The following is a 9,217-nucleotide window of genomic DNA, read 5'->3' as shown; positions in this document are numbered from 1 at the left end:
CCGCGGATGGCGCCGTGGACCTCGTGCGCTCCCGTGCCCGGGCTCCAGTAGATCGTTCCGCCCGTGTAGTCCTGGGCACGGCCCCCGGCGATGTCGTACGCGCTGCCGACAGGCGTGCCGAGGAACGATGCGCCGCCGAGCTGCTCATAGTGCTGGACGATGGCATCGTCGCCGGTTTGCCCGGCCATCGCCGCGGGGACGCCCCGCTGCCCAGCCACCGCTGATGCGGCAGCCACGGATGGTGCCGGCGGTGTTCCCCCAAGGCCACCGCCAAACGCGAGGGCCAAGGCTATTCCGAGGACGGCGGGTCGGTAGCGGCGCATTGTGACCCCTTCGTGCTGATCGAGACATGCGAGCCTTGCTCACGACGGTACGCCCGGGCCGCATGCCCGGATAGGACCGGAAGTCCCGAACCGCAACCCCATCCGGCGTGGGGCCTGCCTGCGGCGCTGCTCCGCTGCCGGGCCCGATCTTCCTACTTCAGGAACCTGGACGTCCTGCGGTCCGCCAGGATCTTGCCCTTCGTCTGGCAGGTGGGGCAGTACTGCAGGGCCGTATCCGCGAACGACACTTCCCGCACCGTGTCACCACAAACAGGGCAGGGCTGGCCCGTGCGGGCATGCACCCGCATGTGGCTGCGTTTGACGTCCTTAAGGTCCTTGGGCGGCTTGCCCCGCGCCTCCGCCAGCGCTTGGCCGAGCACGCTGTGGATGGAGTCGTACAGCACCTGCACGGTCTGCCGGTCCAGGGACTTCGCAATGGCGAAGGGCGAAATCCGCGCGGCGTGCAGGATCTCGTCACTGTAGGCGTTTCCGATGCCGGCAATGACGCTCTGGCTGCGCAGGAGTCCCTTGATCTGCTGCGGGCTGCCGGCAAGGATCTCCGCCAGCATGTCCGCGTCGAACGCTTCGGTAAAGGGATCCGGGCCGAGGGCGGCGATGCCGGGCACCTCCTGTGGATCCCGCACCACGTAGACCGCCAGGCTCTTCTTGGTACCCGCTTCCGTCAGGTCCAGGCCACGGGGACCGTTCGGGCCCGAGAAGGTACAGCGGACTGCGATGAGGCCCTTGCCCATCCGCAACTGGCTGTCTGCGGGGGAGTCCGTAAAGCGGACCCAGCCGGCGCGCGCCAAGTGGAACACCAGGGAGATGCCGTCCGTGTCGATGCTGATGAACTTTCCAAACCGGCGGACGCCGGACACAGTGCGCCCCTCGATGGCGTTGAAGGGCGGATCCGCCGTCTTGAGCACCGCGAAGGAGACAACCTGCAGTTTGGAGACCACGCAGCCGCGCAGCTGTTCATCAAGGAAGGTGGCCAGGCCAGCCACCTCAGGCAGTTCCGGCATGGCTAACGGTCCTCTCCCAACGATGTTGCACCGGTGCTTGCACTCATGCGTCCCATCCTGTCAGAAAGGCCGGTGCCGGCCCCGGCAGATATGCCTATACTTTCAGCGGCGGCCCGATTGACGGGCCCCTTTTGACCTTGGCGTGCACCCCGATGAAAGGCCTCCCATGAGCAACATTCCCGAAGACCTGTCCTACACCGCCGAACATGAGTGGGTCAGCGCCCCGAATGCCGACGGCGTGGTCCGCGTGGGAATCACCGACTTTGCCCAGGACGCCCTCGGGGATGTCGTTTACGCCCAGATGCCCGAGGTCGGCACAAAGATTACGGCAAACGAAGTGGTGGGTGAGGTGGAGTCCACCAAGAGCGTGAGCGACATCTACGCGCCCGTTTCCGGCGAAGTGGTGGCCCGGAACGAGTCACTGGACAGCGATTCGGCCCTCATCAACTCCGATCCGTACGGCGACGGCTGGCTCATCGAGGTCAAACTGGCCGAGCCCGACGCGGTTGAGTCCCTGCTCAGTGCATCCGAGTACGAACAACAGGTAGGCTAAAGCTAACCGGTAATTCCGGTCCGGCCCCGCGTCGCAGGCACCGCGTCTTCGCACGTCAGGGCCGGATCGCGGGAGCCGGTGCCGGACCTGCCGGGCAGGGTCGGAGAGTACACGTTGGTTGTGGGCCTGATGCCCGCAACGTCTAAGAGGAGGAATCCATGGCTGGCCACAGACACAACCCTGCCGAGGGGGAATACGGCACGGGTGCGGCTAAGGCGTCGGAGACCACCTCGATCCATCTCACCCCCGTCACCGACGAACCCACCATCGCCCCCCGATTGTCCTCGGATGAGCGCAACTCCGTGGAGGCCCTGCCCGCCGGTTCGGCGCTGCTGGTGGCCCACAGCGGCCCGAACGCCGGCGCCCGGTTCCTGCTGGATTCCGACGTCACCACTGCCGGCCGCCACCCGGACGCGGACATTTTCCTCGACGATGTCACGGTGTCCCGCCGGCACGTCGAATTCCGGCGCACCGCACGCAGCTTTGAAGTCGTGGACAAGAACAGCCTGAACGGCACCTACGTTAACCATGACCGCGTGGACCGCGTGGAGCTGAAGTCGGGCAGCGAGGTCCAGATCGGTAAGTTCCGCCTCACCTTCTACCTGAGCCCTGCCACGGCCGCAGGTCGCAGCTGACCCGGGGACCGCTGCCTGTGGCAATGGCACAACCGGAACGCCGGGGTCCCCAGGTCCTGAACATCGGCGAGGTTCTCGCCCAGCTGAGCGCCGACTTCCCGGGGATGACCGCGTCGAAGATCCGGTTCCTTGAGGAAAAGGGGCTGATCAACCCCCGGCGGACCCCTGCCGGCTACCGGCAGTATTCCGACGGCGACGTCGAGCGGCTGCGCTTCGTGCTGGCCCTGCAGCGGGACCAGTACCTGCCCCTGAAAGTCATCAAGGACTACCTTGACGCCATCGACAGGGGCGAGCGCCCGGAGAACCTGCCGCCCGGCGTCGTGGTTTCGCCGCGCATCGTTTCTGACGAGCTGGCGGCGGAACTGCAGAACCGTGGCCGCAAGCTGAGTGAGGAACAGCTCCGCACCGAATCAGGTGCCAGTGTTCCCCTGCTGCAGTCACTCCTGGACTTCGGCCTCATCAGCCACAGCAACGGCCAGTTCGACGAGCACGCCCTCCAGGTTGCCCGCGCCTGCGTCCAGCTGGAAAGCCACGGCCTGGAACCCCGGCACCTTCGGCCGTTCCAGGCAGCAGCCGAACGGGAATTCGGCCTGGTGGAACGCGCTGTCGCACCCCTTGCCTCGCGCAGGGACCCGGCATCGCAGGCGCGTGCAGCCGAGGCCGCCCGCGAGATCAGCGACCTCTGCCTCACCCTGCACCGGGCCCTGGTGCAGGACCACATCTCACGCATGGACATCTGATGATCGAAGTCGAGATTGTAGGCGTTCGGATCGAACTGCCTTCCAACCAGCCGCTGGTCCTGCTTAAGGAGATGCACGGCGAACGTCATGTTCCCATCTGGATCGGCACCCCGGAGGCCAGCGCCATCGCCCTGGCCCAGCAGGGGGTGGTTCCGCCCCGGCCTATGACCCACGACCTCTTGGTGGACGTGGTGGAGTCCCTGGGCCACTCGGTGGTCAGCGTAAACATTGTCGCCGTGGAGGACAACATCTTCTACGGGCAGCTGCAGTTCGAGAACGGCACCACGGTGAGCTCAAGGGCCTCGGATGCCCTGGCGATCGCCCTGCGGGCGAAGTGCCGGATCTGGTGCGCCGACTCCGTCATGGATGAAGCCGGAGTCCGCATCACGGAGCACGACGAGGGGGAGGACGCCGAGCCCGGCCCCACGGTGGATGAGGAACGCGAACTGCGCCGTTTCCGCGAATTCCTGGACGACGTGGAACCAGAGGATTTCGACGGCTAAGGTCACGTTAAGGTTAAAGTTAAGCCTGAAACTTTCGACACGCCTCTTCCAAGCCCCCAGGGTCTTTGACCTCGGGACCCGCCGGGCCTAACGTCGAAGTATCAAGTTCCCTTGCTTACGGCACCCGCGCAAGTCACACTGGAAAGTGCGCCCCGCGGAAAAATTACACGCATGGTCTTCATGCCAAGGCAGCCGTGTCAGTTCCGGGGGAGCGTACGACAAGGAGGATCCAGGTGAGTCCCAAAGGCGAAGCAGGCGGGCTGAAACAGCCCACGGCTGGTGTTGCTGTGCCCGTGAGCGGTGCCCAAGGCCTCCTGTTCACCGAGGATCTCCCCGTCCTGGACGAAGACGCGGGCTACCGCGGACCCACCGCCTGCAAGGCTGCAGGCATCACCTACCGCCAGCTGGATTACTGGGCCCGCACCGGCCTGGTTGAGCCCGCCGTCCGCGGTGCTGCCGGATCCGGCTCGCAGCGGTTGTACGGCTTCCGCGACATCCTGGTGCTCAAGGTGGTCAAGCGCCTCCTCGATACGGGAGTTTCCCTCCAGCAGATCCGGACCGCCGTCGAGCACCTGCGGGAGCGGGGTGTCGAGGACCTGGCCCAAATCACGCTGATGAGCGACGGCGCCAGCGTCTACGAGTGCACCTCCGCCGACGAAGTCATCGACCTGGTCCAGGGCGGCCAGGGCGTCTTCGGCATCGCGGTGGGTCGCGTCTGGCGCGAAGTTGAAGGCAGCCTTGCCTCGCTACCCAGCGAGCACGCCGCCGAGCAGTCCTTTCCCGACGACGAGCTGAGCAAGCGCCGCGCCGCACGGAAGATCAGCTGACGTCCAAAACCTCACGACAGATCAAGGGCCGCCATCCAGCTGGAGGGCGGCCCTTGCTTTTCAATCAGTGTCTGTGGGCTTGGTCAGCGCGCGCGGCTGCGCAGGCCGCTGCCGGCCGCCATCAGGTTGGACAGGAGATCATCAAACAGACCTGCCGCCGACTTGGCGGAGTCTCCCGGCCAATGGTGCACCGGGTGGGCGGCGCCTTGGATTTGCTGCCAGTTTGCCTGCTCCGGGATGCGCGGGCTCAGCAGCAGCTCGCCGAACATGGACTCCATCTCCGCCAGCCGGTACGTGTGCTCGGAGGAGCCGCTCCGCACCCTGTTGGCTACGATGCCAGCCGGTGTCAGGCCGGGCGCAAACTCCTGCTTGAACAGCTGGATGGCACGCATGGTCCGTTCCGTTCCGGCCACCGAAAACAGTCCCGGCTCGGCAACCAGGGCAACCTTGTCGCTGGCCGCCCAGGCCATGCGTGTCAGGCCGTTCAGCGACGGAGGGCAGTCGACCAGGACCAGCTGGTAGCCATCGGCGCCGGCCAGGACCGCCGAAAGCCGGCGAAGGTCGCGGCGGCCCAGGTCCGGCCGGTCGTAGATGCCGGTGTAGGCGGAGCCGACGGCGACATCCAGGACGGCGGGCCCGGAACCATTGGAGGGGGTGCGGTCCGCCCAGGTACTGCGCACCACATTCTCAGCCAGCTTTGCCCGGCGGGGACTCTTCAGCATCCTGCCGATATCCAGCTGGTCACCGGGCTGGACTCCGAGGGCGGTGGTGGCGTCGGCATGCGGATCGAGGTCCACCACGAGCGTGCTGACTCCCGCGGCCAGCGCCGCAGACGCCAATCCTGTGGTGACGGAAGTCTTGCCGACTCCACCCTTGAGGCTGCTGATGCTGACTACTTGCACTTGAGAGACCAAAACCTAACGCCGGATGCCGTGTTGGGGGTAATGTTTGCCACGGCAGAGCCGAAGCCGGACGGTCCTGCCGCCCTACTCATCATATGTTGATGCGTCGGCGAATCCTGCTTTATCGGGCGTCGGCATGGCACCGACTGTGCTGCCGGGGTGGTTTCCGCCAGCAAGGCTGAAAGCGTTCGGGACATGACGGGGAATTCTGTGACCGTGGCCACAAAGATTTGTGTTTGTCCTTGTAGGTCCTAGACACTGTGACCACTCATTCGATCCACCCCGCAATGATGCAGGAGAAGCATGTTTTCCAAAATTCTGGTGGCCAACCGCGGCGAAATCGCGATCAGGGCCTTCCGCGCCGGCTACGAGCTGGGCGCCAAGACCGTTGCCGTTTTTCCCCAAGAGGACCGAAACTCCATCCACCGCCAGAAAGCGGACGAGGCGTACCTGATTGGTGAGGAAGGGCATCCCGTCCGGGCGTACCTGGACGTGGCGGAGGTGGTCCGGGTGGCCAAGGAGTCGGGCGCGGACGCAATTTACCCCGGTTACGGCTTCCTGTCCGAAAACCCGGACCTTGCCCGCGCTGCAAAGGAGGCCGGCATCACCTTTGTCGGCCCGCCCGCCGAGGTGCTGGAGCTTGCCGGCAACAAGGTGGCTGCGCTGAAGGCTGCCCGTGAAGCAGGCGTCCCGGTCCTGAAGTCCAGCGAGCCGTCAAAGGACCTGGATGAGCTTTTGGCCGCGGCCGACGAGATCGGCTTCCCGATCTTCGCGAAGGCCGTGGCAGGCGGTGGTGGCCGCGGCATGCGCCGGGTGGACACCCGCGAGGCCCTGCCCGAAGCCCTGAAGTCGGCCATGCGTGAAGCGGATGCCGCGTTCGGCGATCCCACCATGTTCCTGGAGCAGGCGGTCCTGCGCCCCCGGCACATCGAGGTGCAGATCCTCGCGGACGCCGAGGGCAACGTGATGCACCTCTTCGAACGCGACTGCTCGATCCAGCGCCGGCACCAGAAGGTCATCGAGATTGCGCCGGCCCCGAACCTGGACGACAGCATCCGCCAGGCCCTCTACCGGGATGCGGTGAAGTTCGCCAAGGCACTCAAATACGTCAACGCCGGCACCGTGGAATTCCTGGTGGACACCGAAGGCGAGCGGGCCGGCCAGCACGTCTTCATTGAAATGAACCCCCGCATCCAGGTGGAGCACACCGTCACCGAGGAAGTCACGGACGTGGACCTGGTGCAGGCCCAGATGCGGATCGCCTCCGGTGAGACGCTCGCCGACCTTGGACTCTCCCAGGACACGGTCAGGCTTCGCGGCGCCGCCCTGCAGAGCCGCATCACCACCGAGGACCCCGCCAATGGCTTCCGGCCCGACGTCGGAAAAATCACCGGGTACCGCTCGGCAGGCGGCGCAGGCGTACGGCTGGACGGCGGCACGGTGTACTCCGGCGCCGAGATCAGCCCGCACTTCGACTCCATGCTGGTCAAGCTCACCTGCCGCGGCCGGGACTACCCCGCCGCCGTGGCACGTGCCCGCCGCGCCCTCGCCGAGTTCCGCATCCGCGGCGTCTCCACGAACATCCCCTTCCTGCAGGCAGTGCTGGATGACCCGGACTTCATCGCCGGTGACGTCGCCACCAACTTCATCGACCAGCGCCCGGAACTGCTCAAGGCCCGCGTCTCCGCCGACCGCGGCACCAAGCTCCTGACCTGGCTGGCCGATGTCACCGTCAACAAGCCCAACGGCGAACTCACGGTCCACTCGAACCCGGCCCACAAGCTGCCGGACGTCAAGGGCCGGCAGGCGGCACCCGGTTCCCGCCAGAAACTCCTGGAACTGGGGCCGGAAGGCTTCGCCAGGGCACTGCGTGAACAGACCGCCGTTGCTGTCACGGACACCACCTTCCGCGATGCGCACCAGTCCCTGCTGGCCACCCGCGTGCGCACCCGCGACCTCGTGGCCGCCGGACCTGCGGTCACCCACCTGCTGCCGGAACTGCTCTCCGTGGAAGCCTGGGGCGGTGCCACGTACGACGTCGCCCTGCGGTTCCTCGGCGAGGACCCCTGGGACCGCCTGGCCGCCCTCCGCGAGGCCATGCCGAACGTCTGCCTCCAAATGCTGCTCCGAGGCCGCAACACCGTGGGATACACCCCGTACCCGGAGGAAGTCACCGAGGCCTTCGTCAACGAGGCAGCCGCCACCGGCATCGATATCTTCCGGATCTTCGACGCCCTGAACGATGTCAGCCAGATGGCCCCCGCCATCCGCGCGGTCCGGGCCACCGGAACCGCCGTCGCCGAGGTTGCGCTGTGCTACACCGGCGACCTGCTGGACCCGGCCGAGAAGCTCTACACGCTGGACTACTACCTGGAGCTGGCGCAGAAGATCGTCGACGCCGGTGCCCACATCCTGGCCATCAAGGACATGGCCGGCCTGCTGCGGCCGGCCGCTGCCGCGAAGCTGGTCGCTGCCCTCCGGGAGCGCTTCGACCTGCCGGTGCACCTGCACACGCACGACACTGCGGGCGGCCAGCTGGCCACGCTGCTGGCTGCCGTTGACGCCGGTGTGGACGCCGTCGATGTTGCCTCCGCGTCGCTGGCCGGCACCACCAGCCAGCCCTCGGCGTCTGCCCTTGTCGCAGCCTTGGCCCACACCCCCCGGGACACCGGCCTGAGCCTGGACGCCGTCAGTTCCCTCGAGCCGTACTGGGAAGCCGTGCGCCGTGTCTACGCCCCGTTCGAGTCCGGCCTTCCGGGCCCCACCGGCCGGGTCTACAAGCACGAGATTCCCGGCGGCCAGCTCTCCAACCTCCGGCAGCAGGCCATGGCTCTCGGCCTGGGCGAGCGGTTTGAAGCCATCGAGGACATGTACACCGCTGCCGACCGCATCCTTGGCCACCTGGTGAAGGTCACGCCATCCTCCAAGGTGGTGGGTGACCTCGCCCTGCACCTGGTGGGCCTCAACGCCGACCCCGCGGACTTCGAAGCGAACCCGCAGAACTACGACATCCCGGATTCGGTGATCGGCTTCCTGTCCGGCGAGCTCGGCGATCCTCCCGGAGGCTGGCCGGAGCCGTTCCGCACCAAGGCCCTGCAGGGCCGCAGCGTGAAGGTCCGTGACGCTGAACTCAGCGCCGAGGACAGCGCGGCGCTGAAGTCCGACTCGAAGACCCGCCAGCACACGCTCAACCGGCTGCTCTTCGATGGTCCCACCAAGGACTACCTGAAGAGTGTGGAGACGTACGGCAACATCTCGGTCCTCGACACCCGCGACTACCTGTACGGCCTCCAGCGCGGCACCGAGCATGAGATCCAGCTGGAGCGCGGCGTCCGCCTCATCGCTTCCCTGGAAGCCGTCTCGGAGCCGGACGAAAAGGGCATGCGCACGGTCATGTGCACCCTCAACGGCCAGTCCCGGCCGGTGGTGGTGCGTGACCGCTCCGTGGTCAGCAATGTCAAGGCTGCCGAAAAGGCCGATCCCGCCCAGCCCGGCCAGGTGGCGGCACCGTTCGCCGGCGCCGTTACCGTCACGGTCAAACCGGGCGACACCGTCAAGGCAGGCGACACGGTGGCAACCATCGAGGCCATGAAGATGGAAGCATCGATTACGACGCCGGTCGGCGGCAAGGTGTCCCGCCTCGCCATCTCCGCGGTGGAGCAGGTCCAGGGCGGAGACCTGCTGCTGGTCATCGAGCAGTAACAACCCCCAC

Annotated in this window: 8 protein-coding genes and 1 pseudogene; 6 read left to right on the top strand and 3 right to left on the bottom strand. The window is 66.6% G+C overall.

Translation table 11 applies throughout. The features are described 5' to 3' along the window. Together RM50_RS20700 and RM50_RS12560 are read right to left on the bottom strand one after the other, a co-directional pair. Window positions 1-323: pseudogene (locus RM50_RS20700) on the bottom strand (hypothetical protein); the annotation flags it as partial. A gap of 152 nt (window positions 324-475) precedes the next feature. Next, the gene (locus RM50_RS12560; RefSeq protein ID WP_043453134.1) at window positions 476-1,345 is read right to left on the bottom strand and encodes an Fpg/Nei family DNA glycosylase; all 870 of its coding nucleotides are present in this window, start codon (window positions 1,343-1,345) and stop codon (window positions 476-478) included. A 166-nt stretch (window positions 1,346-1,511) separates the two neighbouring features. Between RM50_RS12560 and gcvH the strand changes: the two genes are divergently transcribed. The 5 genes from gcvH (at window position 1,512) to RM50_RS12535 (ending at window position 4,603) form a co-directional block, all read left to right on the top strand. Beyond that, window positions 1,512-1,898, top strand: coding sequence for a glycine cleavage system protein GcvH (gene gcvH / locus RM50_RS12555; RefSeq protein WP_043453131.1), 387 nt, complete (start codon window positions 1,512-1,514; stop codon window positions 1,896-1,898). Between the two features lie 158 nt (window positions 1,899-2,056). Further along, the gene (locus RM50_RS12550) at window positions 2,057-2,533 is read left to right on the top strand and encodes an FHA domain-containing protein (RefSeq protein ID WP_043453128.1); all 477 of its coding nucleotides are present in this window, start codon (window positions 2,057-2,059) and stop codon (window positions 2,531-2,533) included. A gap of 23 nt (window positions 2,534-2,556) precedes the next feature. Then, on the top strand, window positions 2,557-3,273 hold the full coding sequence (ftsR, locus tag RM50_RS12545) for a transcriptional regulator FtsR (RefSeq protein ID WP_043453124.1): 717 nt from the start codon (window positions 2,557-2,559) through the stop codon (window positions 3,271-3,273). Next, window positions 3,273-3,776 (top strand): bifunctional nuclease family protein, encoded by a 504-nt coding sequence (locus RM50_RS12540; RefSeq protein WP_043453120.1) that lies wholly within the window; start codon window positions 3,273-3,275, stop codon window positions 3,774-3,776. The genes ftsR and RM50_RS12540 overlap by 1 nt, the downstream gene beginning before the upstream one ends. A 233-nt stretch (window positions 3,777-4,009) precedes the next feature. Beyond that, on the top strand, window positions 4,010-4,603 hold the full coding sequence (locus tag RM50_RS12535) for a MerR family transcriptional regulator (RefSeq protein ID WP_018763528.1): 594 nt from the start codon (window positions 4,010-4,012) through the stop codon (window positions 4,601-4,603). A gap of 83 nt (window positions 4,604-4,686) precedes the next feature. On the opposite strand, the gene RM50_RS12530 is transcribed toward RM50_RS12535, so the two are convergent. Continuing rightward, window positions 4,687-5,505, bottom strand: coding sequence for a ParA family protein (locus RM50_RS12530; RefSeq protein WP_043453117.1), 819 nt, complete (start codon window positions 5,503-5,505; stop codon window positions 4,687-4,689). A gap of 303 nt (window positions 5,506-5,808) precedes the next feature. Here RM50_RS12530 and RM50_RS12525 point away from each other — a divergent pair, with 303 nt between their 5' ends. Next, on the top strand, window positions 5,809-9,207 hold the full coding sequence (locus RM50_RS12525) for a pyruvate carboxylase (RefSeq protein WP_043453115.1): 3,399 nt from the start codon (window positions 5,809-5,811) through the stop codon (window positions 9,205-9,207). The last annotated feature ends 10 nt before the right edge of the window (window positions 9,208-9,217 follow it).

The organism is Pseudarthrobacter phenanthrenivorans, from assembly GCF_000813845.1.
Classification (GTDB): Bacteria; Actinomycetota; Actinomycetes; order Actinomycetales; family Micrococcaceae; genus Arthrobacter; species Arthrobacter phenanthrenivorans_B.
Note: the sequence above shows the minus strand (reverse complement) of the source record. Positions and strands in the feature narration are given on the sequence as shown.